Annotated in this window: 16 protein-coding genes; 6 read left to right on the plus strand and 10 right to left on the minus strand. The window is 71.4% G+C overall.

Going from position 1 to position 18,596, the window contains the following annotated elements:
• Positions 1 to 2: 2 nt before the first annotated feature.
• Together IPH07_21125 and IPH07_21130 are read right to left on the minus strand one after the other, a co-directional pair.
• Entirely contained in the window at positions 3 to 1,559 is a 1,557-nt protein-coding gene (locus tag IPH07_21125; GenBank protein MBK6919913.1) for a hypothetical protein, read from the minus strand.
• A 140-nt stretch (positions 1,560 to 1,699) separates the two neighbouring features.
• Positions 1,700 to 3,409, minus strand: coding sequence for a protein kinase (locus tag IPH07_21130; protein ID MBK6919914.1), 1,710 nt, complete (start codon positions 3,407 to 3,409; stop codon positions 1,700 to 1,702).
• A gap of 79 nt (positions 3,410 to 3,488) precedes the next feature.
• Between IPH07_21130 and IPH07_21135 the strand changes: the two genes are divergently transcribed.
• On the plus strand, positions 3,489 to 3,788 hold the full coding sequence (locus IPH07_21135) for a hypothetical protein (protein MBK6919915.1): 300 nt from the start codon (positions 3,489 to 3,491) through the stop codon (positions 3,786 to 3,788).
• Between the two features lie 111 nt (positions 3,789 to 3,899).
• On the opposite strand, the gene IPH07_21140 is transcribed toward IPH07_21135, so the two are convergent.
• The 5 genes from IPH07_21140 to IPH07_21160 all read right to left on the minus strand — a co-directional run bounded on the left by IPH07_21140 (position 3,900) and on the right by IPH07_21160 (position 8,601).
• Positions 3,900 to 6,173 carry an MMPL family transporter gene (locus IPH07_21140; GenBank protein ID MBK6919916.1) on the minus strand — a complete coding sequence of 758 codons (2,274 nt, stop codon included), beginning with the start codon at positions 6,171 to 6,173 and terminating at the stop codon, positions 3,900 to 3,902.
• 21 nt (positions 6,174 to 6,194) lie between these two features.
• The gene (locus IPH07_21145) at positions 6,195 to 6,347 is read right to left on the minus strand and encodes a DUF3309 domain-containing protein (GenBank protein MBK6919917.1); all 153 of its coding nucleotides are present in this window, start codon (positions 6,345 to 6,347) and stop codon (positions 6,195 to 6,197) included.
• 45 nt (positions 6,348 to 6,392) lie between these two features.
• The gene (locus IPH07_21150; GenBank protein ID MBK6919918.1) at positions 6,393 to 6,998 is read right to left on the minus strand and encodes an OmpA family protein; all 606 of its coding nucleotides are present in this window, start codon (positions 6,996 to 6,998) and stop codon (positions 6,393 to 6,395) included.
• Between the two features lie 450 nt (positions 6,999 to 7,448).
• The gene (locus IPH07_21155; protein MBK6919919.1) at positions 7,449 to 7,898 is read right to left on the minus strand and encodes a phage holin family protein; all 450 of its coding nucleotides are present in this window, start codon (positions 7,896 to 7,898) and stop codon (positions 7,449 to 7,451) included.
• 145 nt (positions 7,899 to 8,043) lie between these two features.
• Entirely contained in the window at positions 8,044 to 8,601 is a 558-nt protein-coding gene (locus tag IPH07_21160) for a hypothetical protein (protein ID MBK6919920.1), read from the minus strand.
• A gap of 157 nt (positions 8,602 to 8,758) precedes the next feature.
• Between IPH07_21160 and IPH07_21165 the strand changes: the two genes are divergently transcribed.
• The 4 genes from IPH07_21165 to IPH07_21180 all read left to right on the plus strand — a co-directional run bounded on the left by IPH07_21165 (position 8,759) and on the right by IPH07_21180 (position 12,608).
• Positions 8,759 to 10,048 (plus strand): AI-2E family transporter, encoded by a 1,290-nt coding sequence (locus tag IPH07_21165; protein MBK6919921.1) that lies wholly within the window; start codon positions 8,759 to 8,761, stop codon positions 10,046 to 10,048.
• Between the two features lie 141 nt (positions 10,049 to 10,189).
• Positions 10,190 to 10,495, plus strand: coding sequence for a BON domain-containing protein (locus IPH07_21170; GenBank protein ID MBK6919922.1), 306 nt, complete (start codon positions 10,190 to 10,192; stop codon positions 10,493 to 10,495).
• A 52-nt stretch (positions 10,496 to 10,547) separates the two neighbouring features.
• Complete coding sequence (locus IPH07_21175) at positions 10,548 to 11,210, plus strand: hypothetical protein (GenBank protein ID MBK6919923.1); 663 nt, start codon at positions 10,548 to 10,550, stop codon at positions 11,208 to 11,210.
• A gap of 231 nt (positions 11,211 to 11,441) precedes the next feature.
• The gene (locus IPH07_21180; GenBank protein MBK6919924.1) at positions 11,442 to 12,608 is read left to right on the plus strand and encodes a sigma-70 family RNA polymerase sigma factor; all 1,167 of its coding nucleotides are present in this window, start codon (positions 11,442 to 11,444) and stop codon (positions 12,606 to 12,608) included.
• A gap of 66 nt (positions 12,609 to 12,674) precedes the next feature.
• On the opposite strand, the gene IPH07_21185 is transcribed toward IPH07_21180, so the two are convergent.
• Positions 12,675 to 13,481, minus strand: a complete 807-nt coding sequence (locus IPH07_21185) for an MYXO-CTERM sorting domain-containing protein (GenBank protein ID MBK6919925.1) — start codon at positions 13,479 to 13,481, stop codon at positions 12,675 to 12,677.
• A gap of 349 nt (positions 13,482 to 13,830) precedes the next feature.
• Between IPH07_21185 and IPH07_21190 the strand changes: the two genes are divergently transcribed.
• A complete protein-coding gene (locus IPH07_21190) occupies positions 13,831 to 14,442 on the plus strand; it encodes a hypothetical protein (protein ID MBK6919926.1) in 612 nt (203 codons plus the stop codon).
• Positions 14,443 to 14,529: 87 nt separating this feature from the next.
• Here the strand turns inward: IPH07_21190 and IPH07_21195 are convergent, their stop codons facing one another.
• Positions 14,530 to 15,630 carry a CAP domain-containing protein gene (locus IPH07_21195; protein ID MBK6919927.1) on the minus strand — a complete coding sequence of 367 codons (1,101 nt, stop codon included), beginning with the start codon at positions 15,628 to 15,630 and terminating at the stop codon, positions 14,530 to 14,532.
• A gap of 122 nt (positions 15,631 to 15,752) precedes the next feature.
• The gene (locus tag IPH07_21200) at positions 15,753 to 18,563 is read right to left on the minus strand and encodes a serine/threonine protein kinase (protein ID MBK6919928.1); all 2,811 of its coding nucleotides are present in this window, start codon (positions 18,561 to 18,563) and stop codon (positions 15,753 to 15,755) included.
• Positions 18,564 to 18,596 lie beyond the last annotated feature (33 nt).

Below are 18,596 nucleotides of genomic sequence, written 5' to 3' on the forward strand. Positions count from 1 at the left end.
GGTCAGCGCACGTCGGGGAGCTCGGTCGAGGCCGTCGACAGTTGCGTGGGCGCGTGGGTGGCGAGCGCGGCTTGTCCAGACTCGGGGCCAGACTCGGGGCCAGATTCGGGGCCAGATTCGGGGCCAGACTCGGGCGGCTCGACATTGGGTGCGTCGGTGACGGGCGGCATCGGCTCGGGCATGAGCTCGGGGTTCACGGCGGCCGGCGTGGCAGCAGCGGATGACGGCGGGGTGGGTCGGGACCGATGGACCCGCGTCGCTCGCCGCCGCGTCGGTGTCGTGCTGGCGCGCCCCGCCTCGACGTGCCCGGCCGCGGTCGCAGGCTCGCGATCGGCGGGCAGCACCTGGGGCGGTGCCGGAGGAGGAGGTGGTGGTGGTGGTGGTGGTGCGCTGCGCGTGCTCGAGCTCGGGACTGCGGCGGGCTCGAGGCTCGGGCTGACGATCGAGGCCATCGGGATGACCTCGTCGGCAGCGCCCGGCGACGACGCCTCGCGGAACAGCGATCGCGCCATCTGGGCGCCGTTGCCGATCCACGCGGGATCGCGGGCGTAGGCGCTACCCACCGCGGCGACGCCGAGGAGCATGGCGACTGGCACCAACCATCGCGCGCGCCGACGGGGCATCGCGATCGCGTGGTGCTGGGTGTCGACGATGGCCGGCTCGGCCGTCGTCGACGCGGCCTCGTCGACGTGGATGGTGCCGGCGAGCGGAGCAACGCCGGCGCGCTCACGTGCCCGCGGCGCGCTGCGGCCCACCGCCGAGAGTGCGCGGCCGAGCTGCGTGAGGTTCGCGTAGCGCGAGCTCGGCAGCGGCGCGGTTGCGGTCGCGACGACCTCGGCGAGCTCGGCGGGGACTTCGGCCTCGGGGGGCAGCAACGCTCCGCCCAGCCGCGACGGCTGCACCAGCGCCGCCACCAGGCGCCCCAGCGCGAACACGTCGTTGCGCTCGTCGGCCTCGCCGGCATCGAGCTCGTCGAGGCTGACGAGACCATCGATGCGCACATCGTCGACGGCGCGATCGCTGCGGACGCGGACGCAGCCGGCGATCGAGAGGTCGTGCGCGGTCCAGCCGTGGCCACGCGCGGTCGTCAGCGCGCTACACAGCTGCAGTGCGATGGTCCGGACGCGCTTCCACGACAGCCAGCCGTTGCGGGCGAGCAGCTGCACCAGCGGCTCGCTCGACAGCGACTCACGTACGAGCACGGGGCGCCCGTCGGCCGTGAGTCCGCTGGCGAGCGCTCGCACGATGTGGCGGTGACGCAGCTCGCACTGCCCCTGGGCAGAGCGCAGGAAGCGTTGGACGAAGCGCTCGTCGTTCATGGCCTCGCTGCGCACGACCTCGATGGTCACCGGCCGGCCGTCGGCGAGCGTGGTGCCATCGAAGCGATCGAGGCGGTCGGTGCCGGCGATGCGGCGGTCGACGCGGTAGGCACCGAGCAAGATGGCGTCTTCGAGTGCGTCCCGGGCCAGCAACGCGGCCGCGATCCGCTCGCCCAACGCGGCGTCGATACCCATCGGGTTCGCGCGGTGGGTGGGCTGGAGGACGGCGGTCGCGGACATGCCCGCAGCGACTGCAACGGGCGATCCAGCCTCGGCCGGATCGGTATGACGCTGCAATCCCGCGCCGTCGAGCGCACCACCGCGGAGGTCGAGCGCAGACGTCACGAGCGCTCGCGACACACCGTGCGCATGCGCCCGATTCATGGCCGCTCCCCGCGATCGAGCTTGGCGACGCGACCACGCGCCGTGGTCGAGCCCATGGCCATCGCCCGCTCGTACTCACGGCGGGCCGCGCCCCGGCGACCGAGCGAGGCCAGCGCGTCGCCGACCCGCACCAGGTGGGTCGGCGACCCAGGATCGGCATCGGCGGCCATCCGTGCGTAGCGCAGCGCCTTGAGCCGCATCCCACGCTCGGCGTACACGTCCGCCAGGCCAGCCATCGCCGCGCTCGCGCGGGCGTCGATCGCCAGCGCGCGGTGGAACGATCGCTCGGCCTCGTCGGTGTTGCCACGACGCAGCGCTCGACGTCCCACGCTGGCCTGGTGCCGCGCGTCACCGGACTTGACGGCGGCCGGCGTGGGCGGTGCGGCGGCCGGACCCAGCGGCGAGAGCATCACGGCTTCACGTGCGACGTAGCTCGGCTCCTCGGGCAGCTCGCGGTCGCGCATGCCATCGCTCGACACCGGCCAGCGCGCGCCGTCGGCCTGCGCGGTGGGGCTGGGCGCGACGACGTCGGCGACGACGCGCGCGGGCACGTCGCGGGCGGGCACCACCTCGACCGGGTAGCTGCCCGCGGCTTGATCGGCGGGGAGCCCCACTGCGAGCGCAACCGCCACGGCCAGCGCACCGGAACCCAGCCACGCCCAGCGCGAGCGCGAAGGGGTGCGACCGCGCTCGAGCGCTGCGAAGCCGTCGGCGATCCGTCGACGGCGGAGATCATCGACCGCCGGCAGCGGCAGGTCGTCGCGCACGCCGGCGATGCGCGCGGCGATCTGGGCCTCGCACAGCGCGGCCTCGAGCTCGATGGTATCGGCGAAGCGTTGCTCGGGCTCGACCGCGAGGCATCGCTTCACCAGCTCGACGAGCGCCGGCGGCACGCCGTCGTCGTCGCGGAACTCCGGCACGACGCCCTCGGTGTGCGCGAGCAGGGCCCGCTGCACCGTGCACGCTCCGAGCAGCGAGCGGCGCGTGAGCAGCTCGTAGGCGCAGCAACCGAGCGCGTAGACATCGGTGCGTGGGTCGAGGACCTCGCGGAGGATCTGCTCGCGCGCCATGTACTCGGGCGTTCCCGTCACCAGTGCCGGCTTGCTTCCGGACGGGTGGGCGATGCCGAGATCCACCAGCGAGAGGTGATCCCGACCGTCACGCTGGACGACGATCATGTTCTGCGGCTTGACGTCGCGGTGCACGACGCCGGATGCATGCACGGCCGCGAGGCCCTTGCAGGCCATGCGCAGCAGCCCGATCACGCGCGCCAGCGGCAGCGGCTCGTCGGTGTCGATGAGCCGATCGAGCGGAGCGCCGCCGAGCAGCTCCATCGCGTACCAGACCCCGCCCGACGGCAGCTCGCCGAAGTCCACCACCTTGACCACCCATGGCGACTCGATGCGGCTGGTGGTGCGGGCTTCGGCCAGGAACGATGCGCGGGCGTTGGTACGGGCCATCGCGACGCCGCGCATGACCTTGATCGCCACCGGGCGCAGCAGGTCGACGTGCTCACCGCGGAACACCACGCCGCCGCCGCCATCGCCCAATCGCTCGAGCACCCGCAGGCGAGTGTTCGGCACCATCGCGCCGGGCTCGAGCTCCTGCGCGCCGTCATCCATGTCGTCGAGATCGATCGCGAACTCCGCCTCGTGGGGGAGCGCCGGAGCACCATTGGCGGCGAGATTGGCAGTCGCGGAGCGCATGCCAACCACCACTGCAACCATCGGGCCGAGCCCGCGCTCGCGCTCGTCATGGCGTGCCGTGTGCACCGCTTCGTGCGACGTGGAACCCACGCTGCAGGCCCTGTTCGCACTGCTGACGACGTTTCCCGTGTCGTCTCCGCAGGATCAGGCCACACCCTCGCCGGTCCTGGACGGTGACTGGCGACGAGATCAGGCCCGCGCGTCGTCGTCCCAGCTGTGGCTCGATCGCTCGATCTCGCCGGCGCAGCACTTCGTCGGGACCACGGTCGCGGGCATGTCATCCGGCATCCGCGTGGGCGCACGTCGCGGCGCACGCCGCGGTCTCGATCTGCGCGCACGCGTGACGTTGACCCGCGTCGTGTTCGAGCTGCGCTTCTGAGCTGCGCAGGCGACCCGCAGCGAAGGCAAGCCCCGCAGCGAAGGCAGGCCGTGCAGCGACGACGAATTCGGAGCTGCCGCGCTCGCATCCGCCGGGCCCGGTGCCCCCCCGTCAGCGCGCGGGCTCGTGGCGCGCCTCGGTACCCGCCGGCAGCTCGCGCACGCCGATGTCCCAGCGCTTCCACCAGCGGTCGAACCACGCCGCACTCCACCAGTTCCAGCGGCCGAGCAGGCGCATGGTCGAGGGCACCAGCAAGCCACGAACGATGGTGGCGTCGATCGCCACGGCGATCGCCATGCCGATGCCGAGCTCCTTCACGAACAGGATGTTGGCGGTGCCGAAGCCGAGCAGCACGACGATGAGCATCGCGCCAGCCATCGTGATGAGGCGCCCGGTCGCGGCCAGGCCGCGCGCCACGCTCTGCTTGGCGTCGCCGGACTCGCCGTAGTCCTCGCGGATGCGGCTCAGCAGGAACAGCTCGTAGTCCATCGACAGGCCGAACACGATGGCGAACATCACCAGGAGGATCAGCGGATCGATGCTGCCGGTCGCGTGATAACCCAGCAGACCCTGCAGCCGACCGTCCTGGAATATCCACACCAACGCGCCGAAGCTCGCCATCAGCGACAGCACGTTCATGATCACAGCCTTGACTGCGACCACGATCGCGCCGAACGCCAGCGTCAGCACCACCAGGGTCACCGACACGACGATCGCGGCCGCGGGCACGGCCCCCGCACGCAGGGCCTCGTCGACCTCCTGCGCCACCTTCGGCATGCCACCGATCGACACCGCGAACGCCGGCGCGGCGGCCTCGCGCAGCGCGGCGACCTGCGTCGCGCGCTCGTGCTCGTTGCCCGGCGCTGCCGCAGTCACGCGCACCAGGGTCGCGTTGCCATCGATGACACCGGCGAGCGCGGCCGGCAGCTCCGGCGCCTGCGCGAGCCCGGTCGCGGCCGCCACGAAGCGCTCGCGCGAGTCCTGCCCCAGACCGCCCACGAAATCGTCGACGCGCCGCACCTGCGGTACCGCGGCGAGGGCTTCGTGGGTGCGCCAGAGGCGATCCAGCGCCTCGGCCTGCCACATCGGCTGCTCGCCCTCGAGCACGAGCATGTACTGCACCGTGCCCGCGGCCGCGAAGCCGTCGGCGGCCTCGATGCGCTCCTGCACCTGCCGCACCTCGAACTCTCGCGGGAAGATCCGAGCGTCGGAGATCTCGGTGTGCAGCCGCAGCGCCGGCCAGCCCACCACCACCAGCAACGCCGCGGTTCCCAGCGCCATCACGCCCGGGCGTCGCATCACCCAGTTGGCAACCGCGGCCCATCGTCGCCCTTGGGGCGCGGCCACGGCGGATGCGTCGCGCCGGCGCGGCCACTCGATGCGTCGGCCCAGCAACACCAACAGCGCCGGCAAGAACACCAGCGCCGCGAGCACCGTGAGCACGACGATCAAGGCGCCGGCGATGGCGATGCTGTGCAGCAACGCGATCGGGAACACCAACAGCGCCAGCAGGCTCACGGCCACCGCCACGCCGGAGAACAGCATGGTCTTGCCTGCGCTCGCGATGGTCCGCACGACCGCCTCGCCGACCTCTGCGAACGCCAGCTCCTCGCGAAAGCGCTGCACCACGAACAGCGAGTAGTCGATCGCGAGTCCGAGTCCGAGCAATGTGACGATGTTCAGCGCGAACACCGAGATGTCGCCCACCTGCGCCAGCGCCCGCAGCGAGGCGGTCGCGAACGCGATCGCGAGCCCGCCGACCACCAGCGGCAGCACGGCTGCGACGCGACCACCGAAGAAGAACAACAGCAGCAACGCAACCAACGGGAACGCGACCAGCTCGGCGCGACGCAGGTCGTGCTCGGCGGTCTGCTGCCCCACCTCTGCGACCGCGATCGGGCCACCGATGCGCACGAGCGCACCGGTGTCCTCGCCGCGCAGCGCCGCCGCGACCTCGGGGAAGGCGGCCTCCTTTTCCGCGGCATCGCCCCGGAGCGAGACCACGACCATGCCGGTGCGCCGGTCGGCAGAGACGAGGCTGTCGCCATGGGGACCCAGCGGGCTCTCGACGCTCGCGACGCTCGGCATCGCGATCACCCTCGCCACCATCGCGGCCAAGGCTTCGCGGGTCGCGTCCGAGGTTGCCACGTCGCCTACTGGATCATCGATCAGCGCGATGACGTCGGCCCCGCCCTGGCCGAAGCGATCCTCGACCACTTGCGTGACGCGTTGCGACTCGCCGCCGGCGACCTCGAAGCCGCCGGGTGAGAGTGCTTTCACGACGCCAGCGCCGTAGATGCCCGCCACCGCGCCGAGCACGAGGGTCACGATGACCAGCCACTTTGCGTGGCGAACGATCCACTCGGCGAGGCGACGTAGCATCACGACGTACGGCCCTCCACGACTCTAGATGCGTCCCATCAGGAGCAGCACCAACAGCACCGCGAGCACGAGGCCGAGCGCACCACTGGGCCCGTAGCCCCAGCTGCGGCTGTAGGGCCACGCGGGTACGACGGCGAGCGCGAGGAGTAGAACGATGACGAGCATGAGCCAGGACATGGGATGTTCCTTCTTGTGGGTTGTGGTTGCTGGGAGCGGCGCGGCTCAGCGCGACGCCGTGGTCTTGGGATCCAGGTTGATCTCGACGCGACGATCGAGCGGCCAGTCCGAGGCGTCCTCGGAGGCCTGCTTCTCGCCCATCGAGTTGATCTCGATCTGGGTCGGCGCGACGCCGTGCTCACGCAGGCACTGTGCAATCGACTCGGCGCGGGTCCGGCCCAGCTCCTTGTTGTACGCATCGGTCCCGCGCGGGTCGGTGAAGCCGACGAGCACGAGCTCGCGGCCGGCCAGCGGCCCGTCGGTCACGCAGCGCGCGACCTGGTCGAGCACCGCGTGGCTGCGATCATTGACCTGCGCCGAGTCGAAGGCGAAGAAGGTCTCGGCGCCGTCGACCGCACACTGGGTCGCGATGTCGCGGCTGATCTGCACGCCGGTGCGCGCGAGCTGGTCGACGCGATAGTCGGTGCTGACGCCGGCGCGGGCGCTCGCGTGGTCGTCTTTCCCGGCCTGGGCGTCGACGCGCGCCTCGGCGTGGGCCCGGTCGGGCTCCCCGCTGGCATGGGCTTGGGCGCGGTGCTGGCAGCCGGCGGCCGTGATCGTCGCGAAGCCAGTGGAGACGAGGGCAAGCGAGAGATGCGACTTCATGGTCATGGTGAGAGTCTGCTCGTGCAAGCGAAGCGCCGTCGTCGAGTGCTTGAAGTTCGGAGGCCTCACACCGGCCGTGCGTCGCAGCGCACGTGCGCCGCAGCCCGCCGGGCGCTACCAACCCGATCGAGATCGGTTGCCGGTGCCCACCGCCACGAAGCGCTTCACCATCGCGCGCACGAAGAACGCCAGGGCGAGCACGGTGGTGCCCACCGCGACTGCAGTCGCGCCGACGCGGCCAGCGTGCGCGACCTTGCGGGGAATCTCGGCGGCGACTTCGAGCCGACGCTCGATGCGATCCTCGAGGTTGCTCAGCGTGTGGCGGATATGGGCCCGGCGCTCTCGGATGCGCGCCTTCAGCCGCGCGCGCGCGCGCGCGGGCGACTCGTCGGGCGCAGCGACGGGGGGACTCGAGTGTGGCGAGGGTGTTGGGCACGCGTTCGGACATGGTGGGACTCACTTCGCTGCCTGCGCCGCGTCGGTGGAGGAGCTGCGGCGGCCGAGCACGGACATGACGATCACGGCGGTCAGCACCAGCGTGGCACCCACGATGGCGAGCGCCGCCCAGATCGGGAGCAGCTCGGCGAGCCCACCCACCGCAGCGGCGACCAGCAGCCCCGCGCCGGTCGCCCCGATGACGCCGGAGATGCCGAGGCCAACGCCCTCGCGCACGCGCCGTAGCAGCCCCGCGCGCATGTCGAGGAGCGCCAGCTGGATCTCGCTCGAGACGATGTCTGCGCCGTCACTCACGAGCGAACGCAGCTGATCGGTGGCAGTGGCGGTGGCGACGAGCGCCGCGCTGCGGTCGTCCACCGCTGCGAGGGCGCGTGGTTCACCGGAGCTCGGTTGCAGCGTCATTCGTGGTGCCATCGTGGTGATCTCGCGCAGCGTGGTGGTGGTGCTCATGGACGCGAGGCCCAGGAGGAGCAACCGCCGTACCAATCCGAATCACCCACCTGAATCACCCGCCCGAATCACCGCGACGGCGGCGCGTCGTGCTGGCGCGTGCCGATGCCCCCCGCGCGCAGGCGCCCACCCGTGACGCCCTGCCTCACGGGGTCGCGGTGCTCGCCAGGGTCGCGTGGGGGTGCGCGGTGATCGAGTGACAGTCGTTCATCATCACGTCGATCGCGACCAACGAACCCACGCCGTCATCGGCGGTGTTGCAGAAGTAGTCGAGACCTTCGACGCGGCCGCGGGTCAGGAAGTGGAACCGCGGGCTCCCGTCGCGACCGGTCTCGTAGATGACGGTATCGGTGTCGTCGCGCACGAACCCGCGGAATCGGGGGCCCCAACGGCGCACGATCTCGGCCTTGCGCTCGAGCATGTCCGGCGCGCCGCGGTGGATCTCCATGTGGAAGTCATCGCCGGCCTCGACCTCGACGAAGTCGTCTTTCGCCTTGGCGCGGGCTTGCTCGGGGCCGCGGATGGTCGCGGCGATGCCCGCCGACGAGAGGTCGACATCGACCGTGGTCGCACGAGCCTCCGCTGCGGACTCGCTCATCGCCGAAGGCGTGTGTGTGGCCTGCCGCTGACAGGCAGCAGCGGTGGCCATGACGAGGGTCGCGCCAGCGAGGAGGCAGAGCGGCAGTGTGCGTGCGGTGGACATGGTGATGAGCCCGGTATGCACGGGGTGTGCGCGCTCGCAAGTCGCGTCGACGCGGCGCACGTGGCAATTGACGCCGAGCGTTGGTGACGCAGCCTGGTCGCGGATGGCCCCACCACCACCAGCCCCGCGACTCAGCTCCTCGCCGCAGGTCGCGAACATGGCGAGGTTCGGCACTGGCGTGCTGCTGGTGGCGACGCTGTACTTCGCGCGCGAGGTGTTGATGCCCCTGGCGTTCGGCATGGTGCTCGCGTTCCTGCTAGCCCCGGTGGTGCGGGGCTTCGAGCGGGTGCGGTTCCCCCGTGGGCTTGCGGTTGCGCTGACCATGGCGGCGTCGATCGGGCTGGTGGGCGGCTTCGCGTGGGTGCTGGCGCGACAGCTGGGCGACCTCGCGGCGGAGTCGGCGAGCTACGCCAGCTCGATCCACGACAAGATCGAGCACCTTCGTCATCACGAAGGCGGCACGCTCGACAAGATCGAGCAGACGGTCGCGAGCGTGAGTGCCGAGCTCGACGACAGCGTTGCCGAGGTCGAGACCGCGCCGCCGGTGCGGGTGGTGCCCGACCGCATGTCGAGCCTGTCGCGCATGCGCGAGGTCATCCAGCCGTTGCTCGCCCCGGTCGCGAGCTCGTTGCTGGTGCTGGTGTTGGTGAGCTTCATGCTGGCGAAGCGCGAGGACGTCCGCGACCGCGTGATCCGGCTGATGGGACCGCGCCGCGTCGCGCTCACCACCCGCCTGATCGACGAGGTGTTCGTCGGTGTCAGCCGCTACCTGCTCGCGCAGACGCTGATCAATGCACTGGTGGGCTCGCTGGTGGCGCTGGGCATGTGGGCGCTGGGAGTGCCCTACGCACCGCTGTGGGGCACGCTGACCTTCGTGCTGCGCTTCGTGCCGTACGTCGGCTCGATGGTCGCGCTCGCGCTGCCCGCCCTGCTCGCGTTCGCGACCTCACCGGGTTGGGTCACGACGCTGGGCACCGTCGCGGTGTTCCTCGGGCTCGACATCGTCTTCGCGTACTTCGTCGAGCCGGTCGTGATCGGTCAACGCGTCGGCGTGTCGTCGCTGGCGCTGCTGGTCTCGGTGGCGTTCTGGACCTGGATCTGGGGGCCCCTCGGGCTCGCGATCGCGACGCCGCTGACCGCCTGCATCGTGGTTTTGGGTCGTCACCTCCCCCGTCTCGAGTTCCTGGGCATCTTGCTGGGTGACACTCCGGCGCTCACGCCGGCGGTGCGCTACTACCAGCGCCTGCTCTCCCACGAGCCCGAGGCCGCGCGTGCAATCGTGGTGGAGATCCGCGCAGAGCGTGGCGACCTCTACACGATGGACGCAGTGCTGATGCCGGCGATGAGCTCGGCCTTCGCGGCGCAGGAGCGCGGCGAGCTGGGTGACGACGATGCCGCGTTCGTGGTCTCGACCACCAAGGCGATGTTGGCGGAGATCGGCGCCTGATCGCACGTGCGGCCCCGAGGGTGGTGTCCGCGCGGGATCGGGGCGCACGACCGTGCGGTCGCGTCACAGCCCCGGGCGCAGCCACACCCATGAAGACGCGAGCTCGGGTGATCGGCACGGCGGTTGCTCTCCTGCTCCGCCGTGAACGACGCACTCGTCAACCTCAGTGACCTGCTGATGCCGACGGAGCTCGACGAACTCGAGCGCCTCCTCGCCCAGGACGAGCAGCTGCGCGAGCAGATGTTCGAGCGGCTCGAGGAGCATGGCGTCGATCCCAAGCTGGTGCTGGTCGATGTCGGCGGCGGCTGCGTGTTGCTCGCGGGGTCCGTGGCGGACGTGCTGCAGCGGCTGCTCATCGAAGACCTGGCGTGGTCGCTCGAGGGCGTGCGCCACTGCGAGAACGAGCTCGAGGTCGTGGGTGCGTCGGCGCCCGCGGCTGCCGCGTAGATCCCGTCATCGGTCTCTCGTCGTTCGGACCCCCACCCCACGGAGCCTCACCATGATCACCCCACCCCATCGTTTCGCCGTGCTTGCGCCCCTGCTCGCCGCGCTCGGCGCGTGCTCGACACCGGCGCAGGATCAGGTCGAGGCCCATCGCGACGCCGAGCAGGAGCTGCGCGACGCGACCTCCAAGACCCAGGCGGAGCTCGATCAGGCCAACCGCAAGCTCGCCGCCGAGCTGCGCGAAGCCAAGGGCCCCAAGGAGATCGCGGCCGCCATCGATCGCCACGACGCCACCGTCGTCGATGCCCACGAGGAGCTCGCTGCGTCGGTCAGCAAGCAGGCCGAGAAGCTCGCCGAAGCCGACCACGACGCCGCCGCGGCGATCGCCGGCGCGGTCGCGTTCGCGCCGTTCGAGCGCGACGAGGGCGAGAGCCTGGCGGCATTCTGCAGCCGCGCCGAGCAACGCATCGTCGCGCTGGAGGCCGACCTCGGGGGTCTGAACGCGCAGGCCGTGGGCTCGTCGTCGACCGACGCGCGCACGCAGCTGAGCAAGGCGACCACGTCGCTGGCGGAGGCCCGCAAGGACCTCGATGAGGTTCGCTACGGCGATGCCGCCATCCTCGACGACGGGCGCCTGGGCGTCGGCATTGCGATCAACCGTGCCCAGCACCAGCTGACCGCGGCCCGCCAGGCACTGGTGGCCGGCGCGAGGATGTGAGTCGGCCGTATCCACGCCACCAACTCGAGCACGCGCCGGCGTGTCGACCCACCGCTTCGGGTCGATGCGCCGGCGCCGTCGATCCTGGTTCTCGGTGTGGAGCGCCATGGGTGAGCGCCTGCGACACGCCGTGCGCCTGCGCATCTGAGCGTTCGCGTCGCGCCGAGTTCGGCGGGTGTGTGATTCCAACGCTCTTTGGATGCGGCCCCGTGCTTGCAGCCGAGGCGCGGCATGTCGACCACCTCCGCGACGACGAACGCCTCGCGATCGACCCGCCGCCCCAGCGACGTCCGCTCGAGCATGGACATCTACCTCGACGCCGCGGGTGCCTATGAGCGCCTGACGCCGGAGCAGGAGCACGCAATGCTGTGCGAGCTCGTGGCGCTGCGACGCGCCCGCTGGCACGCGTTGGTGTGCGAGCCCGAGGCTGCCGCGGTGGTCCAAGCCTTCCTCGCGACCGAGGAGGCTGACGCGCTCGCCCCGACGCAGGTCGTCACCAGCCTGCGGGCTGCCTTCGCGCGATATCCGGGCGCGCTGCCGGCCGCGATGGTCGAGACCCTCGATGGTCTCGACCTCGATACCGCGGTCGCCGATCGCCTGCAGGCGGTCGTGGAGTGCACCGCCGCCCCCGGACCTGCGCGCGAGCAGGTCCGCCGCACCGGCACCGCGATGCGAAGCGCCCGCAACCGCTTCGCATGCCGCAACCTCCGCCTGGTCGTGCGGCTCGCGGCGCGCAATGCCAACGCCCGCATGGCGCTCGCCGACCGCGTGCAGGAGGGGAACCTCGGCCTGCTGATGGCGATCAATCGCTTCGATCCCGAGCGCGGCTTCCGCTTTTCCACCTACGCGGCGTCGTGGATCCGCTTCGCGATCACCCGAGCGCTCATCAATCGCGGCCGCAGCGTGCGCATCCCGGCCCACCTCCACGCGATCTTCAGCAAGGCCGGTCGCACCGAGCGAGCGCTGCGCACCGAGCTCGGTCGCGAGCCGACCCTCGCCGAGGTGGCCGCCGCCGCCGGCGTCACCATCGAGAAGATCGTCGACGCGCGCGAAGCCATGGACGCACGCGTGGTGCCGCTCGAGCTCCCCGACGGTGACGAGCGCAGCACGCCGAGCCTCGAGCTGACCTATCTGCCCAACCAGGACGCAGAGCTCGCGATCGACGCCCGCCGCAACCTCGCCGTGGCGCAGGAGGCGTTCGCATCGCTCGAGCCGCTGGAACGCGAGATCGTCGAGTCTCGACTCGGGCTCGACGAGGGCGAGGCGCTGACGCTGCAGACGCTCGGACAGCGCCACCACCTCTCGCGTGAGCGCATCCGCCAGCTGCAGAACCGGGCCCTCGGCAAGCTCCGCGCCGCGGTCGAGAGCAGCCCGGTGGGTATGACCGCGTTCGCCTGACATTCGCTACGACGCCCGCGCGACCGAACGGTCGCGCGGGCGCATCGGAGCAGCACGCGAGAACTTCTAGCTGCGACGACGACGGCGGACCGCGCCGAACAGCAGCAAGCCACTGAACGCGAGCCAGCCCGCGGTACGGGCGTGCCCGTCGGGCTCGACCGCACACGACACGGTGCCACCGGCCTCTCCGGTGCAGACGCCGTTGCTGCACATGCCCTCGGCGTAGCCTTCGACGTCGATGTCGTACGCCGCCTCCAACGCAGCGACGCACTCCTCGAGGTTGTTGCCGTAGTCGACGTAGCTTCCGTCGCAGAACAGCGCGCCCTCGGGCTTGCTGCACGCGACCTCGCAGCCGCCCTTCAGCTCGGCCTCGCAGTCGACGAAGCCGCCGGCCTGGCACTCGATCTGGCAGTCGAGGTTGGCCTCGGCCTCGCAGCGGCCCTCGCAGCTGGCCTCGCACTTGCCCTCGCACGTCGCCGACGGCGGAGTGCCCTCGCAGTGGGCGTCACACGAGGCCGCGCAGGTGCCACGACACGAGGCCGCGCACTCCGAGTCGCCGGTCGAGCAGCGGCCGCTGCACTCCCCCTCGCAGTCGGCCTCGCAGCTGGCCCGACAGTCGAACGAGCCCGGGTCGACCTCGCACTGGCCGCTGCAATCGGCCTCGCAGCCCACGCGGCAATCAGCGGAGATCTCGGCGTTGCACTGGCCCTCGCACTGCGCGTAGAGCTGGCCGGCGCATGCAGCCTCGAGCATCACGGGCTCGCACATGGCGACGCAGCCACCGCCGGTCACCAGCTCGCAGTGGGCCTCGGCGGAGACATCGATGTTGCCGCACGCGTCCAGGCCGGCATGGGCGGTGGACGGCGTGAGCAGGGCCAGCGCGCAGGCGCCGGACAGCAACAAGCCAGTGGGAAGGAGCTTGGCCGTGAGATTCGCGGACAGATTCATGGATGATTCGCCTCTCGATCGGCGAGCCGTGCAAGCGCTGCGCCCGCGGCCCGACGATCGTCATGCCGACACCGCGTCATCGCCTTCACGACGCTTCCATCCACGCCGCCAACGTGCGCACAGGCTCGTCGTGACGGCACGCCACGAGCGATCTACGCCACGCGCGCGACCGTCATCGTCGTCGAGGCGAGCCGCTTGCAGGTCGAGCACTGCGTGCCACCTTGTGGCCACCGATGCGCCGTTGCAGTGCGCTCGCGAAGAAAAGGATCGAACCATGATCAACGGCAAGACCATCATCACCGCCTCCATCCTCGCCCTCGCCGTCGGCTGCCAGAACGCCGGCGAGAAGCAGGTCGACGAGCGCAAGGAAGCCGGCAAAGAGATCGCCGATGCGACCAAGAGCGCCAACAAGGACATCGCCGACGCCAAGCAAGACCTCGCGAAGGCGCAAGAGAAGTACGGCGAGAAGGTCGCGGACGCACAGGGGAAGATCGCCGACGAGGTGAAGGAGGCCGGCAAGGAGATCGGCGACGCCGACAAGGCCGCCGCGAAGGAGCTCAACGACGCCCGCTACGAGCGCTTCGACATCGTCGAGAACGAGGGCGAGCCCGCGTTTGCGACCCGAGCCGACGCTGCGCTCGCCCGCCTCGACGCGGACCTCGCAACCGCCACCGCCAAGGCCAGCAAGGCCACCGACGAGAAGCTGAACAAGGCCCTCGCCGACGCCAAGAACTCGCTGGCGGAGGCCAAGAAGGACCTCGCCGAGCTGCGCGGCAAGACCGGCAAGGTGCTCGACGACGGCCGCATCGGCGTTGGCGTCGCCATCAACGATGCGCAGCGCGCCCTGACCGACGCGTTCACGCAGATCGCCACCCTCAAGATGTGAGCCCGCGGCCCCGGCCCGCGAACCGGCGCCCCGTCGTGGCCGCGAGGTCGACGACGGGGGCGTCCGCGCGTGGGGCCTCGAGGCTCGTCAACCGCAGTCGACCACGTCGACGTCGTACTCGATCGGCGTGCCGACGTTGGCGACGCTGACGTGGTAGCTCGCCCCGGCGGTCAGCTGCCAGCCGATCGGGATCATCGAGATCGCCGAGCTGCTGCCATAGCCCGAGCCGAGCGCGTGCACCGTGACCGGCCGGTCCTCGCCGTCCTGCGTGATGGTCACCTGCGCGCCGCCGAGCTCGATGCTGTCGCTCTGGATCGACCATCCGGTCTCGTCGAGCGAGGTCCACCCCAGCGTCGAGGCCTCGAACGGATACGGCCCCGGCGAGGGATAGGCGGTCCACGCTGCGCCGGCGTTGCCGCTGCCGCCGAGCGTCCACAGGCACGAGTAGCCGTCGGTCGAGCCGATGCCGGTGGGGCCGATGCTGTTCGAGAGGATCCAGCGACGATGCCCCAACGTGTCGGGGTTGCCGGGATCGACCATGTAGAGATCGATGCTCGCGACCGCGGGCGTGGTGGCGATGTTGCTGTTGCCCGCCGCCATCGCACCGTCGCCGGAATAGCAGGTCCAGCTCGTCGGCGGCGTGTGTGAGAGGTCGTCGTTGGCATCCATCATCAACGCGCACGCCTGGCCCAGCTGATTGCGGTTCTCGTCCAGCGTGATGGCCGGGAGACCGGCGAGCCAGCGGTAGAGGTTGAGCACGCGCAGCGCGTTGACGCGGCCCTGGTCGGCGATGTCACCGGGTGTGCACGCGCCGACGCTGCCGCTCCACGCCCCCTCGGACATGTCCGCGCGATCGGCCGACCAGCGCTCGCACACCTGCGACGCGGCGTCGCCACCGGTCGACTCGGAGCCCGCGCTCGCATCGGTCGCGGACTCGGACGCACTCGCGCCCGTGGTATCGGCCGCGCTCGTCGACGATGCGGTGGTGCCCGCCGTGCTACCCGCGGTGGTGCCGGCGGAGCTCGAGGCGCCGGTCGACGAGTTGGAACCGCTGGCTGCGGTGGCATCGCCTGCATCGCCGCTGCCGCCAGTGCTGCCATCGGTGTCGATCGCACCGGTGTCGATGCCTTGGTAGCAACCCGTGGCCAGGCAGAAGAACCCGACGCGCAACCGTGATGCTCGGCCCATGGCACCACCATACGGCGCAGCGCGGACCGACCACAAGCCGCGATCGCGACGGCATCGACGCCACTGCGCTCTTGCCTGCGATGGCGGGGCCGACCTTTGCGCCGCGAGCGTGAGCAGGACGGTCATTTCGTCGGCGGCCCGACGTCGCAGTACCCGGACGTGGGGGACAGGACCCTCAGCGTGCGATCGAGCATCCGCACCGTGGGATGCAGCGGATGGGACTCCGCGACCAGCTGCGGCCGTCGCAGCTCCAGCGCCACCCGCAACGACGGCTCGACGCAGCCCAGCACCGCCGCGTGGGCCATCGCTCGCATGACGCGCTCCTCGTCGTCGGCGTCGAGTCGCGAATCCAACCACGCCAGCCACGTCGCGGTCGCCACCGCGTCGCGCCGGAAGGCCGCGACCATCACCGCCTGGGCTCGACAGAACGTCGCGTAGGCGCTGGGCTCGACGGTGCGACAGAAGCTGTCGAGCTCACGCTGCGCTTCGGCATCGTCGCCGCGCGCGAGCAGCAGCGCCACACGCTGCATGTGGATGCTGCTCGCAAGGGGTGCGTCCGACTCCAGCTCCATCAGCGCTGTGTTCGAGGCCGCGAGCGCGGCCGCGTCGTCGCCGGTGTTGACGGCGATCGCCGCCTGGGCGCCGATGCGCATCCACGGCGCGATGCCTTCGATCTCGATGGTTTGCTCGTAGGTCGCGCGCGCGCCCACGAGATCGCCGACCGAGGCCTTCACGACCGCGAGGTTCAGCAGCTGATCACCCGCGGTTGCGCGGCGCAGCATGCCGGCCTCGCCGTATCGCGCGATGGCGTCGTCCAGCCGCGCGATCGCCTCGTGACGCCGACCGCTCTGCAAGGAGACCGCCGCGAGGTGGGTCACCGCCACGATGGACCGGGGATGGGCGCGTCCGAACTCGAGGTCGTACGCGGCGACCATCTCCTGCGAGAGCGCCTCGGCCTCGGCGTAGCGTCCGAGCTCGATGTAGCAGCCGGCCCGGTTCAGTCGCGCGGCGAGGATTTCGCGTCGGTAGCCGCGACCGGCGTCGGCTTCGGCGTCGGCTTCGGCGTAGAGTGCCTCGGCGGCGAGGCACTGCTCCAGTGCCTCGGCGGCCGCGCCCGCCTGTCGCAGCACCACGCAGTAGTTGTTCGCGAGCACGGCGCGTTCGCTCACCGCCGCGCCGCTGCGCGCGTGCATGGCGGCCGCCAGGCGGAACCACCGCGCGGCCTCGTCGCGGCGCGGCGCCGCGAGATCCTGCAGGAACAGCAGGCGGCGCGAGACCGCGGTCGCCGCGAGCCCGAGGTCGTCGTACTCGATCGCGAGCGAGATCACATCGTCGAGCTCGTCCTGGGCCTCGGCCCAGCGATCGAACGAGCGCAGCGCATTGGCGTGGCCGAGCGCGACCTCGGCCACCAGCGGGCGGAAGCCCAGTGCCCGCGCTTCTTCGCGGAGCGCGTCGTAGGGGCCGAGATCGGCGGCTCGGCCGGCGGCGACGCGATCGAGTTCGATCGCGTCGAGCCGCGCCCGCAGCTCCACGACCCCAGCGGCGAGCTCTGGATCGGTGGGGGCGAAGGTCCAGCGACGCAGGTCCTGCTGCCGACACTCTTCGACGCTGGGCAGCGCGACCACGAGGTTGTCGACGGTGGTCGACGCGATCTCCCGCGAGGCCACGAACTCGGCCATGCCTCGACCGGCGGCGAGCCGGTTGTCGAGGCACAGTCCGCGCGCGCGCGCGCGCGCGGGCTCGTCGGTCGTCATCGCGGCGCAGGCCTCGTCGTGGGCGAGCGCCCACGCACCGAGGTAGGCATCCACCGCCCGGGTCAACGTCGCTCGACGCGACGACAGCCACGAGCTCGACGCGCCCGGTGCCACCACGCGGACCGCCGCACGTGCATCGTCACCCCAGAACCCGGCGACGATGGCCTCGCCCGCCTCGCACGCGACACCCGGCGCGGGCGATCGCGTCGCGCCCCAGATGCCCGCGGCCGCGAGCCCCAGCCCGGCGGCGACCCACACCCGGCGCGTCCACGTCGATCGGCCGGCGGCCCGCAGCGCCTGCACCAACGCCATCATCGACGGGTAGCGCCGCTCGGGCTCCCGCGCGAGCCCTCGCAGGATCACGGGCCGTAGCCGCGGGGGCAAGCGCGCGGCAGCGGTCGGATCGACCACCGCGCGCGAGACGTTGGCGGCCAACATCGCCAGCGAGTTGCCTGCGAACGGCCGCGCCCCGGCCAGCGCCTCGAACAAGCTGACACAGAAGGCGAACTGATCGCTGCGACCGTCGATCACGGCGCCCGCGAACTGCTCGGGCGCCATGTAGGCCGGCGTTCCCGCCACCGCGAAGCCGGCGGTGTCGTCGGCCCGCGCGTCGGCCCCCGGCTGCGGCATCGCGAGCCCGAAGTCGACCACGACGGCCCGCTCGCCCGGCGCCACCAGGACATTCGCGGGCTTGAAGTCGCGATGGACCACACCGGCTTCGTGCGCGGCCTCGAGGCCGGCGGCGGCGTCGAGATGGATCGCGAGGATCTCCGCCGGCGTGCGCGGCCGCAGCGACAGCCATCGCGCGAGCGTCGGGCCGGCGACGTACTCCATCGCGACGTAGAGACGGTCGTGCCAAACACCCACGTCGTAGACCGCGGCGACGTTGCGATGGTGGATCTTCGCCATCGCCTGCGCCTCGGTGAGCAGCAGCTGACGGCGGGTCTCGTCGGCGTCGAGTGGCTTCGCCAGCAGCTTGAGCGCGACGCGGCGATCGAGGTCTGCGTCGTAGGCCCCGAGCACGGTCCCGTTGGCACCTCGGCCCAGCGGGTCGAGCACGAGGTAGCGTCCGATCACCGCGCCGCGCCCGGGCACGGGCTCCGCCGCCGCGGCACCGGGCGTCGTGCCCATGCTCTGGGTGCCCATCAGCGTGGGATCGGCGGAATCGAGATCGTCCATCGGCGAGCGCACGGAGCGAAACGTGGGCACATC

Source organism: Deltaproteobacteria bacterium (assembly GCA_016709225.1).
Taxonomy (GTDB): Bacteria; Myxococcota_A; Polyangia; order Nannocystales; family Nannocystaceae; genus Xiheibacterium; species Xiheibacterium phototrophicum.

Coding starts and splice junctions, on each gene's coding strand:
- IPH07_21200 (MBK6919928.1), bottom strand. CDS start 18,563: ATGGACGATCTCGATTCCGCCGATCCCACGCTGATGGGCACCCAGAGC.
- IPH07_21150 (MBK6919918.1), bottom strand. CDS start 6,998: ATGACCATGAAGTCGCATCTCTCGCTTGCCCTCGTCTCCACTGGCTTC.
- IPH07_21160 (MBK6919920.1), bottom strand. CDS start 8,601: ATGTCCACCGCACGCACACTGCCGCTCTGCCTCCTCGCTGGCGCGACC.
- IPH07_21190 (MBK6919926.1), top strand. CDS start 13,831: ATGATCAACGGCAAGACCATCATCACCGCCTCCATCCTCGCCCTCGCC.
- IPH07_21175 (MBK6919923.1), top strand. CDS start 10,548: ATGATCACCCCACCCCATCGTTTCGCCGTGCTTGCGCCCCTGCTCGCC.
- IPH07_21130 (MBK6919914.1), bottom strand. CDS start 3,409: ATGCGCTCCGCGACTGCCAATCTCGCCGCCAATGGTGCTCCGGCGCTC.
- IPH07_21125 (MBK6919913.1), bottom strand. CDS start 1,559: ATGTCCGCGACCGCCGTCCTCCAGCCCACCCACCGCGCGAACCCGATG.
- IPH07_21195 (MBK6919927.1), bottom strand. CDS start 15,630: ATGGGCCGAGCATCACGGTTGCGCGTCGGGTTCTTCTGCCTGGCCACG.
- IPH07_21165 (MBK6919921.1), top strand. CDS start 8,759: ATGGCGAGGTTCGGCACTGGCGTGCTGCTGGTGGCGACGCTGTACTTC.
- IPH07_21145 (MBK6919917.1), bottom strand. CDS start 6,347: ATGTCCTGGCTCATGCTCGTCATCGTTCTACTCCTCGCGCTCGCCGTC.
- IPH07_21155 (MBK6919919.1), bottom strand. CDS start 7,898: ATGAGCACCACCACCACGCTGCGCGAGATCACCACGATGGCACCACGA.
- IPH07_21180 (MBK6919924.1), top strand. CDS start 11,442: ATGTCGACCACCTCCGCGACGACGAACGCCTCGCGATCGACCCGCCGC.